This window comes from Pedobacter sp. MC2016-15 (assembly GCF_026239695.1).
GTDB lineage: Bacteria > Bacteroidota > Bacteroidia > Sphingobacteriales > Sphingobacteriaceae > Pedobacter.
The window spans coordinates 396,003-420,658 of sequence record NZ_JAPIVS010000002.1; the positions used below are offsets into that span (position 1 = coordinate 396,003).

A 24,656-nucleotide genomic window follows, 5' to 3' on the forward strand; every position below is an offset into this window, starting at 1 on the left:
ATAAAGCCTCAATATAAGAATATTGAGGCTCAAAAGCTATACTTATTAATCCAGCGTTTAAAAGTTATTCTTCCACATCATGCTCTCTACCGGTTTGGTAGTTTTGTTGCTGTATTTGGCATCGTCCTTGGCATTGTACATCTTTTCGATATTGCCCTCCACTGTAAAATAGATCAGCTGTCCGATCGGCATGCCAGCGTAGATCTTCACCGGCTGTGCACAGGAGATCTCCAGCGTCCAGGTGTTGCAGAAACCTACATCGCCTTTACCGGCTGTGGCATGGATGTCAATGCCCAAACGGCCGGTGCTCGATTTCCCTTCCAGGAAAGGAACATGTGCATGTGTTTCAGTATATTCTAATGTCACCCCCAGGTATAAAGTGCCGGGCTGCAGTACAAATCCGTCCTTCGGAATCTCAAAATGGACAATCTTGTTGTGTGCCTTGGCGTCCAGCACCCTGTCTGCATATGTTGCCAGATATTTGCCCAAATGAACATCATATGAATTGGTGCCTAAACACTCTGGTTTAAAGGGCTCAATAATAATTGTTCCTTTGTCAATCTCCTCTAATATACGCTTATCCGAAAGTATCATTTGTTTAGTCTTTGGGCGAAATTATGATTAATTTAAGATACTTTTGCATTGATTTTTTAAATAGGATGCCTGTAATCTATAATCAAGACATTGACGATCACACCATACTCGCCGTATGGAAGATCGAAGAGGGGGAAGAAGAGCTGCTCTCCGGCCTCCAGTTAAAGCAGCATGAGCTGGATTTCCTGGACACATTGAGTAAGGGTAAACGTCTCCTGCAGTGGTTAAGTACGCGGTTTTTGCTGCGCACAATGCTCAACACCTCTGAGTATATCGACTGCCGGCTGGATGAACACGGAAAGCCCTACCTCGTTAATTCCCCGTACAGCATTTCACTCAGCCACTCTTACGATTACGCCGCGGTGATGATCGGCAAAGACAAAGGTGTGGGCGTGGATATCGAGCTGATCAAACCAAAGATCCACCGTATACAGCAGAAGTTCCTCAATGAACCCGAACTCGCGCAGCCCGGCGTGAAGAACAATACCGCGGTGCTCTATGCCTGCTGGTGCATCAAGGAAGCGGTATACAAATGGTACGGCAAAAAAGGACTTGAGTTCAGGCAGCATATCCATATTCAGCCTTTCATGCTGGAGGACCATGGCTCCGTGACAGTGCTTGTAGATCTGCCAACAGGTACGCAGACATTAACAGTATGCTATTTTAATACCATACCGGGCTATATGCTTGGTTATGTGGTTGCTTAAATATACAGGATGAATAAGAACGTAAAATTTGTGGATTGGGGAATGGTAGATTACCAGCAGGCATGGGACCGTCAGGAGCTCCTGCTGAATGAGACCGTTGCCATCAAAACCAGTAACCGGAATAACGGTACCCAGGAACAAACTCCGAATTTTCTGATTTTTTGTGAACATCCTCATGTCTATACTTTGGGTAAAAGCGGGCATCCCGAGAATCTTTTGCTCGACGAAAAGGGACTGGAAGAAAAACACGCTACTTATTACAAAATTAATCGTGGAGGTGATATCACCTATCACGGGCCGGGTCAGCTGGTAGGTTATCCGATTCTCGACCTGGACAATTTCTTTACGGATATTCATCTGTACCTGAGAACGCTGGAGGAAGCGGTGATTCTGACCCTGGCGGATTACGGCATCCCTGCAGGCAGATATCCTGGCTTTACAGGAGTTTGGCTTGATGCGGATAACGAGAAGGCAAGGAAGATCTGTGCCATGGGCGTAAGGTGCAGCCGCTGGGTAACTATGCATGGCTTCGCCTTTAATGTCAATGCCAACCTCGATTACTTCAATAACATTGTGCCCTGTGGGATCGACGATAAAGACGTGACTTCCATGCAGCGTGAGCTGGGACATGAGCTGAATATGGCTGCTGTAAAAGAAACGCTGCGGGGCCATATTGCTCGTCTGTTCGAAATGGAGATTATCCTGTAAAGAGCATCTGTTTCTTTAGTTCTTTCGTAGATTTACCTATGAAAATCACTGCTGCATTCTTGCTTCTGCTATCGCTGATGGCATGCGAGAAAAGTTCAACCAACGGAATGAGTAAAACTGATACCACGAAAACAACTATCCCTGCCGCAGCGCAAAGCTACCTTGCACTGGGTGATTCTTATACCATAGGTGAGGCGGTCGCACAAAGCTCTTCCTTTCCCTATCAGCTGGCTGCGGCACTGAAAAGCCAGGGCATAGATCTGGGTCGCCCAAAGATTATTGCCAGGACAGGCTGGACTACCGATGAACTGCAGGATGCGATAAAAGCTGAAGCGCTGAGCAGCAAGTTTGATGTGGTTACGCTGCTGATTGGCGTCAACAACCAGTACAGGGGTAATTCCATAGATACTTACCGAAAGGAATTTGTGGCACTGCTGCAACAGGCAATCACTTTTGCAGGGGGGAATAAATCACATGTTTTTGTGGTTTCCATACCCGACTGGGGGGCTACGCCTTTTGGTAAACAAAGTGGCAGGGGAGTGCAGAATATCGCCAGAGAGATTGATGCTTTTAATGCCGTAAATAAAGAAGAAACACTTAAAGCCGGACTCAGTTATACAGATATCACCTCGGGTTCCAGAAATGCAGCGACAGACAATTCCCTGGTGGCCTCAGATGGTTTACATCCCTCCGCTTTAATGTATAAGGATTGGGTAACGCTGCTGGCACCTGCAGTTTCAAAGGCATTAACACTCAGGTAAGCTGATGGGGATGTTTGTGGCCAGTCCGCCGTCAGATGTTTCCTTATATTTCGAGTTCATGTCCAGCGCAGTTTCCCACATGGTATTCACTACTGCGCCCAGACTTACTTTTGCCTTATCAGGATTGCTCTGCAGGGCGAGCTGACTCGCCGTGATGGCTTTGATCGCACCCATCGTATTTCTTTCGATGCAGGGAATCTGTACCAGTCCGCCGATAGGATCGCAGGTTAACCCCAGATGATGCTCCATTGCTATTTCGGCAGCCATCATCACCTGACGCTGTGAACCACCCATACATTCTGTCAATGCTGCGGCAGCCATGGCAGAAGAAACACCGATCTCGGCCTGGCATCCGCCCATGGCGGCAGAAATAGTGGCCCCTTTTTTAAAGATGCTGCCGATCTCTGAAGCGCAGAGAATAAACTGCAGGATTTTTTTCTCAGAAAAACAATCACAAAAAGCAATCGCATATTGAAGAACGGCGGGGATTACTCCCGCTGCCCCGTTGGTTGGTGCCGTAACCACGCGGCCAAAGGAAGCATTCTCCTCATTCACCGCCAGAGCAAAACAGCTTACCCAGTCCAGTGTATAGTTAAAGCTGTTGCCTCCGGCCCTGATGGCCTCAATCCAGCTGTTGTAATCTGTATATGGCCTTCCGCCAATAAGTCTTTTATTTAACGCTGCAGCCCTGCGGCCAACATTTAATCCTCCGGGAAGAAAACCCCCGGCATGACAACCGCGGAACGTGCATTCCTGCATGATCCTGAAATGGTGCATCACTCCCTTGACGGTTTCAGCTTCAGAGCGCCAGGCCAGTTCGTTTTCCATTACTACTTCAGAAACTTTCAACCCTGTGGTGAGGCACCAGTGCAATAGATCGCCCGCCTTCTCTACCGGGAAGGGAAGTTCCACCATTTCTTTATCGTTGTTCAGCTCCCCGTCCTTCACTACAAATCCGCCACCTACAGAATAGTAGGTTTCGGAATGCGCCTTCCCGTTATTCAGGAATGCCTGAAAGGTCACCGCATTGGGGTGGAAGGGCAGACTTTCGGCGTATAGAAATACCAGGTCTTCTTCGAAGTCGAAATCTATTGTATGCGTTCCGCCCAGCGATAGTGAACGTTCTGTTTTTATAGCTTTGATCGTGGGATCGATGGCATCCACATCAAAAGTCACCGGATCAGCCGCCATCAGTCCCAGTAAAATCGCGATGTCGGTACCATGACCAACGCCGGTTTTTGCGAGAGAGCCGTACAGTAATATCTTCACCTGAACCACCTCTTCAAGTTGGTTTTGCTGCAGCAGCGATGCCGTAAACTGCTGGGCTGCCCGCCATGGGCCCAAAGTGTGTGAACTGGAAGGACCGATGCCGATCTTGAAAATATCAAATACGGAGATTTGCTCTCTAAACATGTGATAAAGCTAAACAGATTTACGTGATTTCGGCAGAATAAACGATGGTTTTTTAATAAAAATCGTAGCAGCGCAGGCCGTTGAATTTGTTATAGCTGGAGCTGTTAGGGAAATATTTCTGGTACCCTATGCTGCCTTCAGACGTTCCGTTGGTATTGGTATAATTGATTTTGGATGTCGTGGCATCATGGCTGACTCCCACTCTGAGTTTCTCCCCATTCCTGCGGTCGCTCGAAAAAATATCAAATATCAATGAGATCACGATCGCATCCGGTCCGCCTTCACCTGCAGTACGGTACCATAAACCGGTATTCACTCCTTTGTACTTATACTGCGCACCGGCACTCATCGAAGACACGTTGCCCTGTTTGTAATATACCACCGAAGGGATCAGGTACGAACCATCATCCGAGCCATAATTGTAACTCCGTGTCAGCGGGAGCCTGTAGCTGGCATTCGCTGCAAACCTGCGGGGCAGTCGCGCCTGGGCACCACTGAAAGATTCATCGGGCTGATTGATATGGTATACACCTATTCCTGCCATGAAGTTGCCGTATACGAGGTTTACACCCGCCCCCGGGTCAAAGAAAAAGCGCTGTGCGAGATCGGGTGGTTGTGCGGAGCTCACACTACCCGGAATATATCCCAGCCGGTTATCAATCTGATCGGAGAATACCAGTTTATCCCAGTTGATACGTCTGTTGGTAAATCCGGCCTGTATCCCAAAAGAAAGCACAAAATCATCACTACCTACACTGTAGGCATAAGTGGCAGCGATGTTGTTCTTCACCAGGAATGCCGTTCCTTCTGTGCTGCGGTTAAACTGAAGTCCCACGCCACCCCCAAAGTTCGGGATATTCAGATCAGCTGAAGCATTGACATAAGAAAGGGTACCATTGATACCTGTCCATTGATTCCTGTAGATCATATTCAGCCTGATATCCCCCTCAAATTGTCCGGTAAGTGCCGGGTTCAGGTACAATGGGGCGTTATAAAATTGCGAATAGATATGGTCCTGCCCCGATGCGGAGAACGACCAGCCGGCGAGAAGCACCATTGCGATATGTCTTAAATGCAATTTCATATTATCTGATCAGATGTATTACTCCTGTTTTCTTTGGTGCCGATGAATCATAAGTCATCCCTTTCCATGCACTGCCATTGACAAACTCTACATCTATTTTCCAGAAGTAGACGCCCTGCGGCTGTAGCACGCCATTATAGGTTCCATCCCATCCCTGCACGGGGCGCCCTTCGTTCAGTTCTGTAGTTTCCCATAAGGTTTGTCCCCATTTGTTAAAGACACTGAACTTCCATGATTTAATACCCGAACCTTTGGCAATGAATGTGCGTAGCTCCGGTGTCGGACTGCCCGGCATAAAGGAGTTCGGTACAAAGAGGTATCCCGGCACGCCGACGATGGTTACGGTTTTGAAAGTCGTGGTGAAACATCCCTGCTGGTTGCTCACTCTGAGGGTTACTACATATTTGCCCGTATCGGGATAGGTATGTGACGGATTCCTCAAGGAGGATGTGGTGCCATCCCCGAAGTCCCATGCCCATATCGTTGGGTTATTGGTGCTCTCATCTTCAAATCTGAAGGTATAATTTGGAATACTGATGACCGTAGAAGGGGCTACATTGAACAGCGCTGTTGGAGGCGGTACGACATGAATATACTGGTTGAGGGTGGTCGTGGCAGTACATCCGAGGCTGTTTGTGGCGGTAAGGCTGACGGTATAATATTCCTGTGCCCCGCTAAATACATGTCTAGGCTGGAACTCCGTCGAGCTGCTGCCATCCCCAAAGTCCCAGAGGTAGCTTACGCCGTCAACACTGGTGTTCCTGAACTGCACGGCCAATCCCGGGCATCCCAGCGTCACATCTGCACTAAAGCCGGTGATGGGCTGCGGCAGGACGGTGATTTGTTCTGTAGTGGTAGTGTCAGAACATCCGTTGGATGCGGTCAGTGTTACCGTATAGGTGCCTGCAGTGGTAAAGGTATGTCTGACTACCTCCGGTGCGGTCCTGGTAATGGTTGGCGTGCTGCCATCGCCGAAGTCGTACCTGAACAGGTTGGCGCCCCTGCTGTTATTGTAGAAGTTGACAGTAAAAGGAGCACATCCGGTCTGTTCATTTGCATTCACCACCAGCTCCGGCAGCACGGTATTCGGCGAAACGCGGATCGTGTAAGAGCTCTCATCCCTGCCGCATTCGTTTTCGGAAACCATTTTCACGGTATAATCCCGGACTACATTGGTGATAAAAGTATGTGATACCGGAGATTTGTCGGTTTTGGTGAGTAAGGTGCCGTCGCCGAAATCATAGTAATAGGTATTGGTAGACCCGGGTGAAGTATTGGTGAAGGTCACTGTCATCGGCGAACAACCTACTGTTCTGCTTGGGGAGAAGATCGAGATCGGTTTTGCCTTGATGAAAACCGTAGAGGTGGTCGAGCTTGTCCCGCAGACGGTGATGGCGGTAAGTCGTACAGTATAAGTAGTGTCTTTGCCTGTAGGGTCTGGCTGGAAGGTTACGCCCCCGGGCATGGTTTGCGAAGAGGTCTGTCCATTGCCGAAATCCCACCTGAAGGTTACGCCCTGCAGTGATGAAGAGGTGTTGACGAAGTTCACAACCAGCGGTCCGCAGCCGGATGCCGCACTTTGTGTAAAGGAAGGAGTCACAGCCTGACTCGTACTGAAATCGTGCAGCATCTCGTCCGGCTGACAACCGGTGCTTGCCGTAGTGACGAGTTTGATCGTTACGCTGGTATTGCTTGTGGTAATGGTATATCCCGGGAAGGTGATGCCGGTGCCAATGAGCTGGTCGTTGGCGTACCAGCTGTAGGTGGCATTGCGGTCAGGGTAAGGAACAGCCTTTACATTATTGGCATTGATGACAAATGGTGCACAGGCCTGGTCTGTGGTATAGGTATATTCTGCTTCTGCATTTGGCCTGACGGTAATGGTTACGGTGTTGCTGATGCTCCTGAGGTCGCCGTTACAGGTGATGGTGCTGACGATACGTCTGTATAAGGTGGTTGTGGTCAGGGCAGGTGGTGCATAGGTCGCGAATACGGCCGCATTGATGTCTGTCCATGTGCTGCCGTTGGTGCTCGACTGCCACTGATAGTTAAAGTTGCCGTCAGATCCTGTAGGTATAGAGCCCGTCAGGCCTGCCGGGATGATGCCTGTACAGATTGTTTGATTTGCTGCTATGGTGTTGTTGGCAATCGGAGGTTGAGCGATAACTCTGATGACATTGCTGATAGCGGTACAGCTGCTGCTGCTGACTACACGTCTGAAACTTTGTGTAGACTGCAGCTGGAAACTGAGGTCTTTACCGGTTTGTCCGTTGATCGGGCCCCAGTTGGTTCCATCAGAGCTGGCCTCCCATTGGTAGGCATAGGTGCCGTTTCCTCCGGTAGGACTGCTTCCGGTGATCGTGATGACCTGGTTGTAGCAGACTTCGGTGCTGGTGCTGCTGATGCTGTTGGTTAATGGGAGAAGATCTGTAATGGTGACGGCATCATTTGTTGGGCCGCATGGTGATGGGCCGGTGATGGTCCAGGTGAAGGTGTAGGTGGTTCCGGGAGCAAGGTTGTTCACTTGCGTGGAAGGGTTTGTTGGGTTAACGATTACGGTATTTGGTAAGTTTGGACTTACTGTCCATAGGCCTGTCTCCCCCGATTTTAAAGCCGAAATTGCATTGAGCTGCACAGTTGTCTCGTTACAAAGGGTTTGATCAGCACCTGCGTTCGCGATTGTTGTGGCAGGAGTAACGGTTATTGTCGTGATCGTAGAATTTGCCGCTGCACATTGCCCGTTCTGCACTACGGCCCTGTATTGTGTGGTCGCGACAATATTGGTGTAATTGAGCGTAGAGGTTGTATTGGCAATGGGCTGCCAGCTTGCACCGTTATTGATGGAGCTTTCCCAGCTCAGTACTGTACCGTTATTTCCGGAAAGCGTGATGGTGCCGCTGTTGGTACCTTCACAAACAATAGTGCTCACTGTTGAGGTTTGCCCCGGGTTTGTAGGGGTATTTACTGTGATTGTCACTTCACTGGATGTTGGGTTACATGCTCCCGGAGCACTGATTGTCCAGATAAAAGTGTAATCCTGTCCCGCGATAAGGCCGGATACCGTGGCGTTTGGTAAAGCAGGATTGTTGAATGTCACCCCAGGAGGGTTATCAGCGTCAGAGGTCCAGAGGCCGGTGCCTACAACAGGCGTATTTCCGTTTAATGTATATGTCGGCCGGTCGCAAATATCTTCAGGTTGTCCTGCATTGGCCACTGTAAGTGCCGGATCAATTTTAACTTCAATAATTCTTGAGTCCCCAATGCATCCATCGGGATTTTGTGCTGTTACATTATAATGCGGAGTGATGGTGTAAGTAACTGTTGCCTGTGTTGTTCCGGTATTGCTGACACGGTTGTTGATCACATCAGTATTGAGTGGGGTCGGTTGTGGAACATTTCCAGTCACAACCCCATCAGTAACGCCTGTTACGGTTGATGACCAGGTATAAAGGGTATTAGGAAGGTTTGATGTCATCGTGATGCCCAGCTGCTCGCCACTGCAAATTGGTGTTGTTCCTGGCGAGGCTGTTAACACAGGAAGGGGATCGACATTTACTGTAAGTGTAAATGGTACACCGTTACAGGTAATTACCCCATTTGTACTTACAGGAGTTATGGTATAAATAATCTGAGCCCTTGCTGTTGAACTCGTATTGATAATCGATGATGCATTAATGTCACCGATACCTGATGTTGGGTAGGTGCCGGGCTGGGCATTCCCATCGGCATTGACAGCTGTCCATCTAAAAGAACTTGTAGATACACTTGATTCAGGTGTATAAGCGAGGGCCTGACCGGAGCAGATGTTCTGGATAGTATTTGTTCCCGTATTATCTGGGAGAATTGTTACAGTTTTAATTGCACTCACCAGTTCGCACTCTCCCGGAATTCCTGTATTCACGAGTAATGTTATCGTTGTGCTCAGTGCATTGAGGTCTGCTGCGGATGGGGTATATGTTGGCGTCAGACTGGCCGGATCGGAGAATGTACCATTACCACTGCTGCTCCAACTAAAGGTCGTGCCGGGATTATTATTGTTAATCGTAGCAATAAGATCAATATTAGCCCCATAGCATACTGTAGGATCAACGGTTACCACAGGTGATGGAGATGGCAGGAAGGTAAGTGTTTGACTTGTTGTCAGCCCCGTAGGGTTACAGTTGTTTTTATGTACCAACGTTACCGTGTAGCTGCCATAATCAGTAAATATGATTTTGGGGTACTGACTATTGGCAGGAGTTGAGGGGTCAAAGGAATAGTTTGTTCCTCCTGTGACAGTCCATGTATAGGTATCGTTCAACGCTGCCGCCGTTCCTGTCGTCACCGTTCGCGTAATACCGCCATTTGGGCCAAAACTAAATTCACCTCCCTTTGAGCAAAGTCTGGCATTGGCAGACATTGTAGTTTGTGGTGTACTGTTAACAACAATCTCTTGTGGAGCGGTAGTCCTGTTACATGTTGCCGACTGGATATTTAAAGTAATACTATATACCCCAATTTGTGTAAAATTAAATGTAGGGCTAAAGCCATTTACATTATATGTAGCCCCTGAAGGTGGTGTAATTGCCCAGGTATATACCGGAGCACCAACGTTAGTACACGTGTTATCTATAACAGAGGTATTGGTTGGTGTTAGCGTTGCAGAACTTAAGCAAAGGGTAGTTGCAGGTAAGGTGAAACCTGGTGCAGGCGGGTCCTGGATACAAATTGGAAATTCTACGGGATCAGCCTGGCAGCCCCCTTCACTCAGGGAGGTAAGGCGAACCATATGCTGGCCCTTGGTAGGGAAGGTATAGACAAAATCAAAATTTCTGGGTTTTTCTTCTGCAATGAGTACCCCGTCAACATACCAGTTATAATACACTGTATTGTCGGTACATCCCGGAGAATTTGAATTTGGTTTTTGACCAGCGAGAGATTGGTTTACAAAAGTTACGGGATCAGGTAAGCAGGCAACAGCCGGGAAGCTGAACCGGTTATCAGGTTTGGAAACAACAATAGCAGGAGTTGATAGGGGAGCCCCAACCCTCCCGCAGAATGGGCTGACCACTCCGACGTTGACACCAAATGCGTTATATGTAGTTTCGACGCCAGACGAATAGGTCAGGCCACAGGAAGACTGCGTAAATGTATGTTGTACCTGACCATTATTTTTTTGTATGTCACAGAAAGTATATTCGTTGGATGTACCGTCACCCCAATTAATTAAATAAGTATTACCAGGAAAATTAACCTTTATTCCGATATCAGTGTTGACATCGACATTATATTGAAACAGTCCGTTTGGGAAACATACTGTAGTAGTTCCGGTTGTGGAAAAGGCAGTAACGGCACGGTTATTTACCAGAAAATACGCTTGTGTTCCGATTGTACCATCTGGCATTACAGCCCGCGCAAAGACGGTGAAATGTGCCTGAGGTACCTGACTGAATGTTCTGCCATCATTAATGGCTGTATATGTTAGCAGCGTTGGTGCACCCGGTGTAAGTTCGTTGTTGATCGTTACCGTAACAACCCCTGTGTTGGATTCATTAACAAACCTGAAACTAGCATTGTTACTGCTGTTACAAGAACCGAAAATTACTGGATTGGTATTGATTGTTGAAATTGATGTAAGTCGGGCTATCGCTGGGGTACCTGTCGCCACAATTGAAAAAGGCGCAGATATTAACGATGTTGTTGCAGGATTTGTGGAAATCCTGATTCGATATCCTGTACCTGTAGGTGTTCCCGTTGGAATTATCCCATTTACATAAGTAGAATAAAATCCTGTGTAAGTACCTATTGGCGTAGCGGACACAAAGTTCCCGTTTGCATCCGACAAGTACATCTGAAAGACATTGTTCCTGCCGATACAATCAGGTCCTAGGGTAAACGTGGCAGCGATCGTTGAGTTCGGTGTGTAAGGTCCGGGATCGACCGTTACACTCGTAATCTGCCCCTTGGCTATTGTAAACACAAAAACCAAAACAAGAGAAAATAGAGCGTGTAAAACTTTCCTCATATTGTAGCGTTAAATACAAACTATCAAAATATTTTGACATCTTCCAAATAACTGGTCTACAAAGAGTTGAAATTTCTACATAATAAAAAATCCTGCTATTTACAGCAGGATTTTTTATCAAAAATATATGGTTGAACGCTGAATTACATCATGCCGCCCATGCCACCGCCACCCATAGGAGGCATGCCAGCACCAGGAGCTGCATCTTCAGGATCATCTGCTAACACAACTTCTGTTGTTAACAACATCGCTGCGATAGAAGCTGCATTTTCCAATGCTACACGACTTACTTTAGTTGGGTCGATAACACCAGCGCCAATCAGGTTTTCATACACGTCTGTACGTGCATTGTAACCGAAATCAGCAGTACCTTCTTTAACTTTCTGAACTACGATAGAACCTTCGATACCTGCATTTTCGCAGATCTGACGCAATGGCTCTTCAACCGCACGTTTCACGATAGCAATACCAGTAGTTTCATCTTCGTTATCACCTTTAAGGCCAGATAATGATTCAATAGCACGGATGAAAGCAACACCACCACCTGCAACGATACCTTCTTCAACCGCAGCACGGGTTGCATGTAAAGCATCATCAACGCGGTCTTTTTTCTCTTTCATTTCAACTTCAGAAGCTGCACCTACATAAAGAACAGCAACACCGCCAGATAATTTGGCTAAACGCTCCTGTAATTTTTCTTTATCGTAGTCAGATGTAGTAGTTTCAATCTGAGCTTTGATCTGGTTAACACGACCTTTAATATCTTCTGACTGACCAGCACCGTTGATGATCGTGGTATTGTCTTTATCTACAACGATTTTCTCAGCAGTACCTAAATAAGTAAGGTCAGCATTTTCTAATTTATAACCTCTTTCTTCAGAAATTACAGTACCACCAGTTAAGATCGCAAGATCTTCCAGCATCGCTTTTCTGCGGTCACCAAATCCCGGAGCTTTAACAGCAACAACTTTCAGTGAACCACGGATTTTATTCACTACCAAAGTAGCTAATGCTTCACCGTCTAAATCTTCAGCGATAATTAATAATGGTTTACCAGTCTGAACTTGTTTCTCTAGAATCGGCAATAATTCTTTCATATTGCTGATCTTTTTGTCATAGATCAAAATGTAAGGGTTTTCTAATTCCGCTTCCATTTTATCAGCATTGGTTACGAAGTATGGAGATAAATATCCACGGTCAAATTGCATACCTTCAACTGTTTTTACTTCAGTTTCAGTACCTTTTGCTTCTTCAACAGTAATCACACCATCTTTACCTACTTTACCCATTGCTTCAGCAATCAGTGAACCGATTACTTCGTCATTGTTGGCAGAGATCGAGGCAACTTGTTTGATTTTGTTGTTGTCTTCGCCAACTGTTTGTGATTGCGTTTTTAAGTTAGCAACGATTGCAGTTACAGCTTTGTCGATACCACGTTTCAAATCCATTGGATTTGCACCGGCAGCAACGTTTTTAATACCTGCAGTAACAATTGCCTGAGCCAATACAGTTGCAGTAGTTGTTCCGTCACCTGCGATATCTGCAGTTTTAGAAGCAACTTCTTTCACCATCTGTGCACCCATATTTTCAATCGGGTCTTTCAACTCAATTTCTTTTGCTACAGTAACACCATCTTTAGTGATTGCTGGTGAACCAAATTTTTTGTCGATAATTACGTTACGTCCTTTTGGACCTAAAGTTACTTTAACTGCATTAGCCAAAGTATCTACACCTCTTTTGAGGGCGTCGCGGGCTTCTACGTTATATTTTACTTGTTTTGCCATTTTAAAATGTTGTTTAAATATTTGGTGGGATTTGCCGGAATTGAAACCAGCGATTAAAGAACTGCGTAAAGATCAGTTTCACGCATAATGAGATACTCTTTACCTTCATAAGTAATTTCAGTACCGCCATATTTTCCATATAAAACTACATCTCCAACTTTAACGCTCAATGGTACTAAGTTCCCTGTTTGTTCGGCAAATTTACCTGGTCCTACTGCTACAACTGTTCCTTGCTGAGGTTTTTCTTTCGCTGTATCCGGGATGTAAATACCCGAAGCAGTTTTTTCTTCGGCAGGAGCAGCTTCAACAACTACTCTATCTGCAATGGGTTTAATGTTTAAAGCCATAACTTAATTATTGTTTTAATTTAAAGGTTAATGTATAAATTTTATTAAACACGATAAGTACATCAGTTTTTATGCCAAGCGCTCTTTGCTTGACAAATTTACACAGGCTTGTCAGCTAATAGATTATGGGCGTGTTTTTTTTGTGTCAGACTGGCAGGGATGCAAAAAAAAAGCCCGTCAGGATGATTCCTGACGGGCTCGTATAAGGGTAGCTAAAAGCTATTTTTTAGTTGTATCCGTAGTTGCCGGAGCAGCAGATGGTGCTGTACCCAATGCGCCTCCGATAGGAGATGGAGCAGGAGTTTTATCCAGTTGTTCCTGAATTTTTGATTCTGAACTTCCTGCAGAAGAACCACCATTTTTGCCAATAGCAGTAACGGCCAGTGAGAACACTACAATAAGTGTCAACAAAATCCAGGTGCCCTTTTCAAGTACATCTCCTGTGCGTTGCACGCCGAACATATTGCTGCCCGATCCGCCTGTTGCCAGACCACCGCCTTTAGGGTTTTGTATCAAAACAAACAGGCCTAATGCAACACAAATAATGATTAATAAAATAATTAAAAAAAGCATAGTATGTTAAATGGTTAAATTTTCTTTTCTATAGATTGGATAAGGTCGGCAAAGTAACGGCTTTTTTCCGGAAACTTCAAACTTAATTTTTCATAAGTATCTATCGCCTTGTCATAAAGCATTTGCTCGATGTAAATTCCGGCAAGGGTTTCAGAAACGAGATCGTTCTGATCTTCGGCACTTCTTTTAGCCTTATTTTCATTGTCGATCTGCTCCGCATTTGGCGGATGGATCTGGGGATCATTCTTGATAAAGCTATCGATGATCTGAGAATCCCTGCTCAGTGGTTTCGGCGATTCTGGAGTGTCCAGCAGCTCTTCACTTCCGGTAAGGTGGCTTTGCAAATGAAAAATGTGTTCAACATACTGTTGCTGCAGTTCATTTCCACCGGCTTTTTTTACTGTAACATAAGGCTGGAAACTTTCCTGGTGCTCCTTGCGGGTCTTCGCCAGCCACCATAAAAAGGTGTAGGGAAGTTTATCGTCATTGTAATTGCTTACCCTGCCGTTCGCTACTTCCTCAGCGGCAGCTTCATTATGTTCTTCAATAACAGGCGGCGCAGCTACTACTTCAGGTTTTTCTTCCTGAACTTCTTCTACGACACTGAAGTTATCTTCAAAGGCAAAGAAATCTGTAGATACAATGCTTTCAAAAACGAAATCATTTTCAAGTGTGTTCTTCTGAGCATCAGTTGCTGTATCTTCTTCAGGCTCCGCTTCTGTCTGCCATTCTTCTGCCGGTTCTAACTCAGCATCCGCTGTTTCCAAACTTTCTTCAGACCCTGTTTCGGGCTGTACCGTGTTTTTAAACGGACGGTAAGCATTATAATCCACCTCTCCGATTTCCTCAAAAACAGTCTCTTCAGCTCCGGCAGAAATTTCTTCGGCAGGAATATCATGTTCTGTTGGCGGTGGAATGGTTTGAAAAGGCAGTGCCTCAGAGATTTCTTCAAAAGTCTCCTGCTCGTCAGCTGTTGAAGCTTCGTCGGCAGGCTGTTCAGCTGCGGCAATTTCTTCGCTGACAGGTTCAAATGAAGAAACTGTAAGAGGTTCCGAGATTTCTTCATAAATTTCCTGCTCATCAGACACCACCTGCAGGTCGGCACCAATTTCAGCAGGAACTTCGTTTAACTGGAATTGAGTATTGTTCTCCCTTCTTTCAAAGAGAAAACGGTGAAGCCTTTGTCCGTTGGTATAAAGAGAGGCCTTTGCAAGTGCTTGATACTCTCCTGAATCCTGACCGGCTTTGGCTAGCAGCAAATGCAGCGGCTGATAATACGGGTATTCCTGCAACAAATCATGTAACATCGACGTATGTTCTACCGATACCTTTTCAGGATCAGCAAGTAATACGGCGAGTTCTTGTTCTATGTTTTTGTCCAGCTCCACGTTGCTAAGTTAATGATTGAAATTCAATTTTCTTACCATTGCGCAAAGGCCCTGTTGAAAATATCTTCAACCAGCATGACATTGATTTCTCTAATTAATTGTACCTGAGCAATATCAAATGTTGTGGTTCCTACCGGGAAGTCCCTGTATCTTTCGAAAGATTCTTCGAAGCTTTGTTTAGGGTCCAGGTTGTTGGTATATTTCACATTTACCTTAATGGTAAGCCTGTTGGCACCTGCGCTTGGATTGTTGTTATTCTGCAAAGCAACCGGTCTGATGTCATATCCCGTGATCCGGCCTTCAAACACCGCATGTGCATCAGAAGTAATAATATTCAGACTGGTCTGGTTACGGATCCTGGTCTTCAGTGCCTCGGTAAAATCCTGGCTCAGCGTAGGTACCACAAGCGGAGCATTGTTTTCAAAAAACAGCACCGTGATGGTTTTCATGTCCTTAGGGATGGAAGCCCCGTTCAGCTTTACAGAACACGAATTTACAAGCAGCGCTAAAGGCAACAGGAGCAACAAATATATTTTCTTCATCTCTTAATTTAAGTTCAGTTCTTTAATCTTCCTGTATAAGGTACGTTCCGAGATGCCCAATTCCTGTGCGGCGAACTTGCGTTTGCCTTTATGTTTCTTTAAAGCCTTTTTGATCAGATCAGATTCCTTATCAATCAAAGAAAGCGATTCCTCAACTTCTTCGGCCTCATGTGTGTAATTGTAATCTACCGGATTACTTTGCGAAGGCTTCTTGATCGTTAATGTCGAATCGTGATTGCCTGTCTGGTCGATCTCCTGGTAAAGCTGGTTAATATAGTGAGGGTTGTCTGCCACGATATGTGAAGTGTTGCCGCCACTCTGGATAATCTCCGCCACCAGTTTTTTCAGATCCATCATGTCCTTTTTCATGTCAAAAAGAACCTTGTATAAAATATCACGTTCAGAAAAATCTTCCTTACTGTTCCCGTTGATCGGCATCGGCAGGTTGCTGCCGTTTTCATTCGGGATATAATTCAGTAATGCACCGGCGGTCACATTGCGTTCTTTCTCCAGCACACACACCTGCTCAGCAATATTCTTCAACTGACGCACATTTCCCGGCCAGCTGTAATTGCTCAGCATCTGTATCGCATCGGGCTCCAGGTGGATTCCCGGACTGCGGTACTTATCGCTGAAATCAGCAGAAAACTTTCTGAACAACAGGAAAATATCTTCTTTCCGCTCGTGCAGGGCAGGGATACGCAAAGGCACCGTGTTTAAACGGTAATACAAATCCTCACGGAATTTGCCGGATTTTACCCTGTTATACACATCCACGTTGGTAGCTGCAACAATACGCACATCCGTTTTCTGCACTTTTGAAGAGCCCACACGCAGGTATTCGCCACTCTCCAGGATACGCAACAGACGCGCCTGAGTACCTAAAGGCAGTTCTGCTACCTCATCCAGGAAGATCGTCCCCCCGTTGGCCACTTCAAAGTATCCCTTACGGGCTTCATGGGCCCCGGTGAATGAACCTTTCTCGTGACCAAATAATTCTGAGTCTATCGTCCCTTCTGGTATGGCACCGCAGTTTACGGCAATGAAGGAACCATGTTTACGCGCGCTCAGCTGGTGGATGATATGCGAAAATACTTCCTTTCCACTACCACTTTCACCCGTAATCAATACTGACATGTCCGTTGGAGCTACCTGCCTGGCAATATCAATTGCCCGGTTTAATAGTGGAGAACCACCAATAATTCCAAATCGATTTTTAATATCCTGTACGTCCAAAATAAATTGAATTTGTTTAAAATATTCTTGTCTTAACCGGCAATTCTGCCTAAAAGTGTTGCAGAAGTACAACGCTCGATCACCACATTCACGTATTGGCCCGGAGCAACATTCTCTGCTGCCGGAAATACGATCATGGCGTTCTGGTCATTTCTTCCGCATAAGTCTTTGTCAGACTTTTTCGAAAACCCTTCTACAAGGATTCTCACCGTTTTGCCTACCGAAGCCTGCAGTCTTTGCAATGACGTCACCTGCTGCTTTAACAGGATCTCCTTCAGACGACGTTTTTTCACGTCCTCAGGGATATCATCTTCAAATTTCCTGGCAGCGAGTGTACCTGGTCTTTCGGAATAGCTGAAGCAGAATGCGAAGTCATACCCCACATAATCCATCATGCTCAAAGTTTCCTGGTGCTCTTCTTCCGTCTCTGTGCAGAATCCTGCGATGACATCGGTCGAGATTGCACAATCAGGGATAATCCTCCTGATGGCATCAACCCTGTTGATGTACCACTCGCGGGTATAGGTACGGTTCATCAGTTCCAATACCCTGCTGCTGCCCGACTGAACCGGCAGGTGGATATTATTACAGATGTTATCATATTTTTTAATCGTGTATAACACCTCATCGGTAATATCCTTAGGGTGTGAGGTAGAAAAACGGATGCGCAATTCAGGACTGATCAGGGCTACCTTTTCCAGTAACTGGGCAAAGTTCACCATTACCTCCGAAGACTCATCTTCGCCTTTCCATTTGTAGGAGTCTACATTTTGTCCCAAAAGAGTCACTTCCTTGTATCCGCGGTCAAAAAGATCCTGTGCTTCTGCAAGAATGGAATGTGGGTCTCTGCTGCGTTCGCGGCCCCTGGTAAATGGAACTACACAGAAAGAACACATGTTATCACAACCACGCATGATCGAAATAAATGCAGTAATACCATTTCCGTTTAAGCGCACCGGACTGATATCAGCATAAGTTTCTTCCCTCGAAAGCAATACGTTGATCGCTTTCTGTCCCTCACCAACCTGTTCGATCAGCTGTGGCAGATCGCGGTAAGCATCCGGGCCAACAACCATATCAACAAGTTTCTCTTCTTCTAAAAATTTAGATTTCAAACGCTCTGCCATGCAGCCAAGTACGCCCACAATCAGTTTGGGGTTCCTGCGTTTTTCTATGCCAAACTGCGATAAACGGTTACGTACGCGTTGTTCGGCGTTCTCCCGTATAGAGCAGGTATTAATAAATATTGCATCTGCCTCATGGTAGTCGCCCGTAGTCTCAAAACCCTGATCAAGCAGGATCGAAGCTACGATTTCACTATCGGCAAAGTTCATCTGACAACCATAACTCTCAATATATAGCTTCCTCGCATTGAGCGCTTTAGGTGCGTCAATGATCAGGGCTTCACCCTGGCGTGCTTCATCGTGTGTCTTGTCTGCTAGCTGTAAATCAATCATAAAGTAAAATCCTATTACTGGGGTACAAAAATATGAAATTTATTCATAAATGACAAATTGGCAGAATTTAAATGAGCTCTTCCAAACATTGTAGGCATGGTGCTTGTATGGTATAAAATAAACTTAAACTATGGGCGGCAGCAAATCAGGAATGCGAAAAATATGGAAATGGATTGCAGGAATATTTCTGGCCCTGATCATTATTGTAGCCGGTTTTTCTGTCTATTTCAGCATTCGCTGGAAGCCGGTACTGACACAGAAAATTAAGGATGTAGTGTACCAGGGTTCCGATCAGCTGTACACGCTGAACTTTAAGGATATCCATTTAAACCTCCTCACAGGCAGTGTTACGGTTGACAGTATTTTACTTGCCCCTGACACTGCAATTTTCAATGCAAGGAAAAAAACAGGGGATGCCCCAACGCACTTATTTCAGGTGAAACTGGAGAAGCTGCAGCTCCGCAGAATATCGGTTCTCACCATCTATTTCAAGAAAAAAATAGAGATGAATGATATCATTCTGGAACATCCTTCCATCAATATGATCTATAATAAGGTCTATCACAAGCCTACTCCGGTCAAAGACCGCCGGAGCTTATATGAAAGAATCTCCAAAACACTGAAGTCTGTCCATATCAAGGGAATCAAAATCGAAGATGCAGATTTCGACTATGTAAGCGGGGCATCGGGACAGATCTTAAACTCAGTCAAACATTTAAATGTGCATGTAAAAGACCTGCTGCTCAATGAACATTCCAGGTCTGATACCACAAGATTTTACTATACAAAAGATATCTCTTTCGAACTGGCTGGTTATCATTCCTTATCAAAGGATAAGATGTACACCATGAAAATAGATACCATTACCGGATCGGCTATCGGAAGAAAGGTACATATCAAGGGGCTCAAAATGATCCCCATGTATCCCGAAATACAGTTCAGCAAAATGCTGAAGAGGCAGAAAGACAGGTATGACCTGGCCTTTGATGAGATTGATTTTAGGGGAGTGAACTTCTACAGGCTGAACATCAGGGGTGTCCTGCAGGCAAAATCACTGCGCATCAGTAATGCAGAAGCAAAGGTTTTCATGAATAGGGAAATGCCGCCGGGACATGGCGATAAATCACGCAATTTCCCCCATATGGCGCTGAGAAGGCTACCTGTAGAAACTACCATAGATACCCTTCAGCTCCGCAAGGTCAACGTTGCCTACACCGAATATAATCCGATGTCACAGGAAAAAGGAACCATCAATATCGATCGACTCAACGGAAATATCTATAACGTGACCAATGATTCTGCCTCCATCGCAAAGAGCAAATATGCAGTGGCAGATCTTGATGCCTATCTGGTGAAAGCGGCACAACTCCATATCGTCATTAACTTCGACCTGCTTGCTGCCAACGCGGCTTTCAACTTTAAGGGTAATATCGGCAAAGTGGATATGGTAAAGCTCAATCCCCTGTCCAAAGCCCTGGGTATGCTGAAGGTGGAAAGTGGTCAGATTCAGAAAATCAATTTTGATGTAAAAGCCAACAAAAGCGGCTCCAGGGGTACCATGTACATGTATTACAACAACCTGAAGATAGAGCTGCTGAAAGAAGGTGAGGACGGGAAGCCAAGCAAGAAAAAGGGACTGCTCTCCTTCCTTGCCAATACCCTGATCGTTAAAGACGAGAACCCCTCCAAAGGGAAACCGGTACGCAGGGCGGATATCGTTTTTGAACGCCCGCCGGGAGCCTCCTTCTTCAACTTGTTATGGAAAAGCGTCTTCATAGGTATTCGGGAAACAGTAGGCCTGGGTATAGTCCCGATGAAGAGCCCGGAAGCAGGACGTAAAGCCGTAGTAAAAAAGCTGGAGGAACGGAAAGAAAAACAGCAAAGCCGCAAAGAGAAAAGACAGGAAAGAAGAGCACAGTGGAAAGCTGAAAAGGAAAAGAATTAAGTAGATTCCCGCTTGAGAAAAAACGTATATTGTAAAATCAAATGAACGGTAATGCATGATTAAAACTTCCCGTAAGACATTTACTATACTCAAATGGATCGCCGGAATCGTGTTTGTGCTGTTCATGACTGCAGATGCTGCATCATGGTACCTGAGCTCCAAACGCCGTCCGATCGTCACCAAAGAACTGAAAGACCTGGTACTGAATGCTACGGACAGCCTCTATCGTATCGAATTCAGTACCGTGAACACCAACTATCTGCTGGGAAATGCCTCGATCCTGGATGTGAACATCCTGCCGGATACCAATATCTTTAACAAACTGGTGCGTTTAAAACGTGCCCCAAATAATATCTATGAAGTACGGCTGAAGAAACTGACCATCTGGAATTTTCATCCCTTTCGTTTATTTAAGGATAAAACCCTGGATGTAGACCAGCTGCTGTTCGAACATCCCAGCGTAGTGATGATCAACAGGCAATTTGATTTCAATGAAAATCGTTCTGCAAGGCCCTATAAATCTCCTTATGGCTATATCTCCAAATTCTTACAGCGGGTTTGCGTCAACAGCATTGATTTCAAAAATATCTCCTTCAAATATGTCAACAAGAACCTGCCTGTAGCCGAAGCAGATTCTTTGGATAACCTGGACATTACTTTCAAAGACTGGCTGATCGATGCAAATTCTGCTTCAGACCCTTCCCGTTTTTACCTGATCAAAGATGTTCTGATCAACCTGAATGATTATGATTTTGCTACCCCTGACAGCCTCTACCGGATGCGCATCAATTCATTGTCCTTTAAGGCTTCCACAGGGCTGCTTCATGTCAACAGGTTCAGCCTTTCACCAAGGTATTCTGAAATGGACTTCGGACGTGTCGCAGGTTATGCGAAAGACCGGTTTAATATCCAGATGAGCGACATCCGCTTAACCGGGATTGATCTGCCGCTCTACGTGAAAAAGCTGCAGCTCTCTGCCAGGGATATGACCATCAATAATGGTTTTGTGAATGTATTCAACAACAATGAACTTCCCTCAAAGGGTGTAGCCAGGATGGGCAAGTTTCCGCACCAGCTGCTGCAAACGGTAAAAGGACAACTGTCGGTAAAAAGGCTCAATCTGAATAATATAGACTTCAGGTATGCGCTGTTCGACCGCTATACGAGGCAGAAGGGAAAGATCTCTTTTGAGAATACTTCCGGCACGATTACCAATGTAACCAATGAAGCCAGGGTGAAATCAAAGAACCCCTTTATGCTGGCCAGCCTGGATAGTTATATGATGGGTCAGGGTAAACTGCATGTGAATTTTAAATTCGATCTGAATGCCAGGAATGGCGCATTTTCCTACAACGGGGAGCTCACCAACATGAAAGGCTCGGTGCTGAACAAGATTACCAAACCACTGGGACTGGTGCAGGTAAAAAGCGGACAAGTGCAGAAGCTAAACTTTGATGTGGTTGCTGATGAAACAAAGGCCAGGGGAAAGCTGTCTTTTGCTTATGATGATCTGTCTATCGGACTGCTGAAAAAGGTAGAGGGGAACAACAGACTGGTGAAGCAGAAGCTGATCTCTATGCTGGCGAATGCCCTGGTGATCAATCCCGCCAATCCCAATAAAGAGGGTAAATTCATCACGGCGCCTATAGAATTTGAACGTGACCCTACAAACTCCTTTTTTAGCTTTATCTGGCAGTCTCTTTTTCAGGGCATCAAATACACCGTAGGACTTACCCCGCAAAAGGAAGCAGAAATAGCAACGAAGATTGCAGAGTTCGAAAAGATGAAAGCCGACAGGGAACAGCGCAGGGAGAACCGTCAGAAAAGACAGGATGCGAAGGGAAAAAAATAAGCCCCTGTATGTGTACAGAGGCTTATTTTTTTAAGGAAAGCGGGAATCGTTATTTTAGCAACTCATCCGGTACCGCTTTCTCCAGTAAGTTCTGATAATAAAACCTTGCACGCTCCGTAAAGTCATGCTTGCCTTTTACCGTAGCGCTCCAGCCATGTCTTCCTCCCGGATAGATCATCAGCTCAAAATGTTTATTTGCATCCTCCATCTTATTGATGAACTGTATGGTATTCTGCATATGTACGTTGTCGTCCATATCAGCATGCATGATACGCAGCAAGCCTTTGTACTGATCCACATAGGTCAATACAGAAGCATTTTTGTATCCTTCAGGATTCTCCTGCGGGGTGTCCATAAATCTTTCAGTGTAGGCAGAATCGTATAATTCCCAGCTCGTCACCGGTGCTCCTGCATAGCCAAAGTCAAAATAATCTGCGCCGTAAGTCAGGGCCATGCTGGTCATATAACCGCCATAGCTATGTCCTGTAATCAGCAACTTTTTTTGATTTACCCACGACTTCGATTTCAGCCATTTTGCTGCGGTGATATAATCTTTCATCTCCCATTTACCCAGGTTGCGGTGCATCAAAGCCACGCCTTCCTTGCCAAACTGCCCCGAAGCACGGTGGTCTACAGAGATCTGGATGATGCCCTCATTGGCCCACCACTGGTTGGCTGTTCCTTTCCAGGTGTTGGTAACAGTACCCGCATCCGGGCCGCCATACATACTGAAAACTACAGGATATGTTTTTGTCTGGTCAAAATCTACCGGATAGGTAATTACCGCCGGCAGATTATAGCCATCATCGGTAGGGATCGTGATCATTTCCGTCTTGCCAATGTTATAGCTGGCAAAACCTGCCGACTTACTATCGGCAATCTCTTTGATCACCTTTCCAGTGTTGTCCAGCAAGGTCTGCTTAACAGGTGTAGTCACATTGGAATAGGTCGTAATGAAATATTTTCCCGTAGGCGAGATCTTCACCTGGTGACTGTACTCTCCAAATGTCAGTCTTTTTAATCCTTTACCATTATAGTTTACGCGATATAGGTCTGTCCGTGTTGAAGCTTCCTTGCGCGCCGTGAAATAAACCACTTTATTTTTCTCATCTACCTGCAGGAGGTTCGTCACCTGCCATTTTCCGCTGGTCAGCGGATTCAGTAACTTTCCGTCAAGCGTATACAGGTAGTAGTGTGCCCAGCCAGTTTTATCACTTTTCAGGATATAATGTTTTTTATCCTCCAGGTAAGTGATGCGGCCATCATAATCCAGGTCTACCCATGAAGGCTGTTTCTCATCATAGATTTCCTTTTTGGCACCTGTTTCAGGTTTTACCGTGTAGAACTTCAGGTTATCCTGTCCGCGGTTCATCCATTGCACCATCAGGCTGCTGCCGTCAAAGCTCCAGTAGGGCGTACCAAAATACTGATCGTCCTTTTCATTGAAATCCGCCCATACCACTGCTCCGCCGGCAGCAGGCACAAAGCCGATCTTCACTTCGGGGTTTGGATCACCAGCCTTTGGGTAACGTGTTTTTTCAGTATATCCATGCTGACCGGTAGAGCCGTAGATGGGGAACATCGGCACCTTGGTGTCATCAAACCTCATGAAAGCAAGGTGTTTACTGTCCGGAGCCCACCAGAAAGCTTTGTATTTGGTAGGACGGCCGAGGATCTCCTCAAAGTATACCCATGAAGAATATCCGTTATAGATCACATCTGTTGCATCTGTAGTATATCTGATTTCCTTGCCCGAAGCCACTTCTACCGCATACAGGTCGCTGTTTCGTGTAAAAGCCACATATTTTCCGTCCGGAGAAAGGGTTGGGTTTTTCTCCTCGGCAGTGTCGGTAGTTAATTTCTTAGGCTCATCCTTTCCGTACTGGATATACACATCTTTGTCCTTCACCATCACATTTACATTGCTTTTTGGTGGTGGAGTGTAGGCCTTACGTTCGCCGCTGCGGATGTCCACAGCGTACATCTGCTGTGAGCCCGGGCTTGTTTCGATATAATGGCTGTCATCACTCCAGCCAGAGATTACGCCAATGGTTTTGCTGAGCGAGGGCACTTTGCCCTGAGTTTGCTGGAAGGTTAATCGTTGCTGGGCATGAGCTGTAATGCCTGTACCCGCCATCAACGCGAAACTGGCAGTTAATGTTACAATCAGGCTGCTGCCTGAAGAGAGTGATTTAGAAAGCTTCATAATATAAAATTAAAGGCGCCCGTGTGGGGGCGCCTCGTATTGTCAATGTTTTATT

At 45.8% G+C, this 24,656-nt stretch carries 17 protein-coding genes; 5 read left to right on the top strand and 12 right to left on the bottom strand.

Translation table 11 applies throughout. The features are described from left to right. Positions 1-57: 57 nt before the first annotated feature. On the bottom strand, positions 58-594 hold the full coding sequence (gene dcd, locus OQY15_RS06480; RefSeq protein WP_265789172.1) for a dCTP deaminase: 537 nt from the start codon (positions 592-594) through the stop codon (positions 58-60). 65 nt (positions 595-659) lie between these two features. Between dcd and OQY15_RS06485 the strand changes: the two genes are divergently transcribed. From OQY15_RS06485 to OQY15_RS06495, 3 genes are read left to right on the top strand one after another with little or no spacing between them, the layout of a single operon-like run. Further along, positions 660-1,301 (top strand): 4'-phosphopantetheinyl transferase superfamily protein, encoded by a 642-nt coding sequence (locus tag OQY15_RS06485; protein WP_265789175.1) that lies wholly within the window; start codon positions 660-662, stop codon positions 1,299-1,301. A gap of 9 nt (positions 1,302-1,310) precedes the next feature. Beyond that, the gene (gene lipB / locus OQY15_RS06490; RefSeq protein WP_265789177.1) at positions 1,311-2,009 is read left to right on the top strand and encodes a lipoyl(octanoyl) transferase LipB; all 699 of its coding nucleotides are present in this window, start codon (positions 1,311-1,313) and stop codon (positions 2,007-2,009) included. A 38-nt stretch (positions 2,010-2,047) separates the two neighbouring features. Beyond that, on the top strand, positions 2,048-2,770 hold the full coding sequence (locus OQY15_RS06495) for an SGNH/GDSL hydrolase family protein (RefSeq protein WP_265789179.1): 723 nt from the start codon (positions 2,048-2,050) through the stop codon (positions 2,768-2,770). Here OQY15_RS06495 and OQY15_RS06500 read toward each other — a convergent pair. The 10 genes from OQY15_RS06500 to miaB form a co-directional block, all read right to left on the bottom strand. After that, entirely contained in the window at positions 2,756-4,183 is a 1,428-nt protein-coding gene (locus OQY15_RS06500) for an L-serine ammonia-lyase (protein ID WP_265789181.1), read from the bottom strand. The genes OQY15_RS06495 and OQY15_RS06500 overlap by 15 nt on opposite strands. A 52-nt stretch (positions 4,184-4,235) precedes the next feature. Next, complete coding sequence (locus tag OQY15_RS06505; RefSeq protein WP_265789183.1) at positions 4,236-5,267, bottom strand: PorP/SprF family type IX secretion system membrane protein; 1,032 nt, start codon at positions 5,265-5,267, stop codon at positions 4,236-4,238. A 1-nt stretch (position 5,268) separates the two neighbouring features. Then, positions 5,269-11,271 carry a PKD domain-containing protein gene (locus OQY15_RS06510; protein WP_265789185.1) on the bottom strand — a complete coding sequence of 2,001 codons (6,003 nt, stop codon included), beginning with the start codon at positions 11,269-11,271 and terminating at the stop codon, positions 5,269-5,271. Positions 11,272-11,414: 143 nt separating this feature from the next. After that, positions 11,415-13,055, bottom strand: a complete 1,641-nt coding sequence (gene groL, locus OQY15_RS06515; protein WP_265789187.1) for a chaperonin GroEL — start codon at positions 13,053-13,055, stop codon at positions 11,415-11,417. 53 nt (positions 13,056-13,108) lie between these two features. Further along, on the bottom strand, positions 13,109-13,402 hold the full coding sequence (groES, locus tag OQY15_RS06520; protein WP_142529249.1) for a co-chaperone GroES: 294 nt from the start codon (positions 13,400-13,402) through the stop codon (positions 13,109-13,111). A gap of 219 nt (positions 13,403-13,621) precedes the next feature. Further along, positions 13,622-13,975: a preprotein translocase subunit SecG gene (gene secG / locus OQY15_RS06525; RefSeq protein ID WP_265789192.1), complete on the bottom strand. Its 354-nt coding sequence runs from the start codon at positions 13,973-13,975 to the stop codon at positions 13,622-13,624. A gap of 14 nt (positions 13,976-13,989) precedes the next feature. Continuing rightward, complete coding sequence (locus tag OQY15_RS06530; protein WP_265789194.1) at positions 13,990-15,363, bottom strand: hypothetical protein; 1,374 nt, start codon at positions 15,361-15,363, stop codon at positions 13,990-13,992. Positions 15,364-15,395: 32 nt separating this feature from the next. Beyond that, on the bottom strand, positions 15,396-15,905 hold the full coding sequence (locus OQY15_RS06535) for an LptE family protein (RefSeq protein ID WP_265789196.1): 510 nt from the start codon (positions 15,903-15,905) through the stop codon (positions 15,396-15,398). Positions 15,906-15,908: 3 nt separating this feature from the next. Further along, the gene (locus tag OQY15_RS06540; RefSeq protein WP_265789198.1) at positions 15,909-17,141 is read right to left on the bottom strand and encodes a sigma 54-interacting transcriptional regulator; all 1,233 of its coding nucleotides are present in this window, start codon (positions 17,139-17,141) and stop codon (positions 15,909-15,911) included. 32 nt (positions 17,142-17,173) lie between these two features. Continuing rightward, entirely contained in the window at positions 17,174-18,598 is a 1,425-nt protein-coding gene (miaB, locus tag OQY15_RS06545; RefSeq protein ID WP_265789201.1) for a tRNA (N6-isopentenyl adenosine(37)-C2)-methylthiotransferase MiaB, read from the bottom strand. Between the two features lie 130 nt (positions 18,599-18,728). Between miaB and OQY15_RS06550 the strand changes: the two genes are divergently transcribed. Together OQY15_RS06550 and OQY15_RS06555 are read left to right on the top strand one after the other, a co-directional pair. Continuing rightward, positions 18,729-20,543: a DUF748 domain-containing protein gene (locus OQY15_RS06550; protein WP_265789203.1), complete on the top strand. Its 1,815-nt coding sequence runs from the start codon at positions 18,729-18,731 to the stop codon at positions 20,541-20,543. A 55-nt stretch (positions 20,544-20,598) separates the two neighbouring features. Beyond that, positions 20,599-22,395, top strand: coding sequence for a hypothetical protein (locus tag OQY15_RS06555; protein WP_265789205.1), 1,797 nt, complete (start codon positions 20,599-20,601; stop codon positions 22,393-22,395). A 49-nt stretch (positions 22,396-22,444) separates the two neighbouring features. Here OQY15_RS06555 and OQY15_RS06560 read toward each other — a convergent pair whose 3' ends face one another. Then, positions 22,445-24,601, bottom strand: a complete 2,157-nt coding sequence (locus OQY15_RS06560) for a DPP IV N-terminal domain-containing protein (RefSeq protein WP_265789207.1) — start codon at positions 24,599-24,601, stop codon at positions 22,445-22,447. Between the last annotated feature and the right edge of the window lie 55 nt (positions 24,602-24,656).

Bases quoted from the DNA above. Each gene is read 5' to 3' on its own strand.
- miaB (WP_265789201.1), bottom strand. From the start codon at position 18,598: ATGATTGATTTACAGCTAGCAGACAAGACACACGATGAAGCACGCCAG.
- secG (WP_265789192.1), bottom strand. From the start codon at position 13,975: ATGCTTTTTTTAATTATTTTATTAATCATTATTTGTGTTGCATTAGGC.
- OQY15_RS06535 (WP_265789196.1), bottom strand. From the start codon at position 15,905: ATGAAGAAAATATATTTGTTGCTCCTGTTGCCTTTAGCGCTGCTTGTA.
- OQY15_RS06500 (WP_265789181.1), bottom strand. From the start codon at position 4,183: ATGTTTAGAGAGCAAATCTCCGTATTTGATATTTTCAAGATCGGCATC.
- lipB (WP_265789177.1), top strand. From the start codon at position 1,311: ATGAATAAGAACGTAAAATTTGTGGATTGGGGAATGGTAGATTACCAG.
- groES (WP_142529249.1), bottom strand. From the start codon at position 13,402: ATGGCTTTAAACATTAAACCCATTGCAGATAGAGTAGTTGTTGAAGCT.
- groL (WP_265789187.1), bottom strand. From the start codon at position 13,055: ATGGCAAAACAAGTAAAATATAACGTAGAAGCCCGCGACGCCCTCAAA.
- OQY15_RS06560 (WP_265789207.1), bottom strand. From the start codon at position 24,601: ATGAAGCTTTCTAAATCACTCTCTTCAGGCAGCAGCCTGATTGTAACA.
- dcd (WP_265789172.1), bottom strand. From the start codon at position 594: ATGATACTTTCGGATAAGCGTATATTAGAGGAGATTGACAAAGGAACA.
- OQY15_RS06510 (WP_265789185.1), bottom strand. From the start codon at position 11,271: ATGAGGAAAGTTTTACACGCTCTATTTTCTCTTGTTTTGGTTTTTGTG.
- OQY15_RS06505 (WP_265789183.1), bottom strand. From the start codon at position 5,267: ATGAAATTGCATTTAAGACATATCGCAATGGTGCTTCTCGCCGGCTGG.
- OQY15_RS06550 (WP_265789203.1), top strand. From the start codon at position 18,729: ATGGGCGGCAGCAAATCAGGAATGCGAAAAATATGGAAATGGATTGCA.
- OQY15_RS06485 (WP_265789175.1), top strand. From the start codon at position 660: ATGCCTGTAATCTATAATCAAGACATTGACGATCACACCATACTCGCC.
- OQY15_RS06495 (WP_265789179.1), top strand. From the start codon at position 2,048: ATGAAAATCACTGCTGCATTCTTGCTTCTGCTATCGCTGATGGCATGC.
- OQY15_RS06555 (WP_265789205.1), top strand. From the start codon at position 20,599: ATGATTAAAACTTCCCGTAAGACATTTACTATACTCAAATGGATCGCC.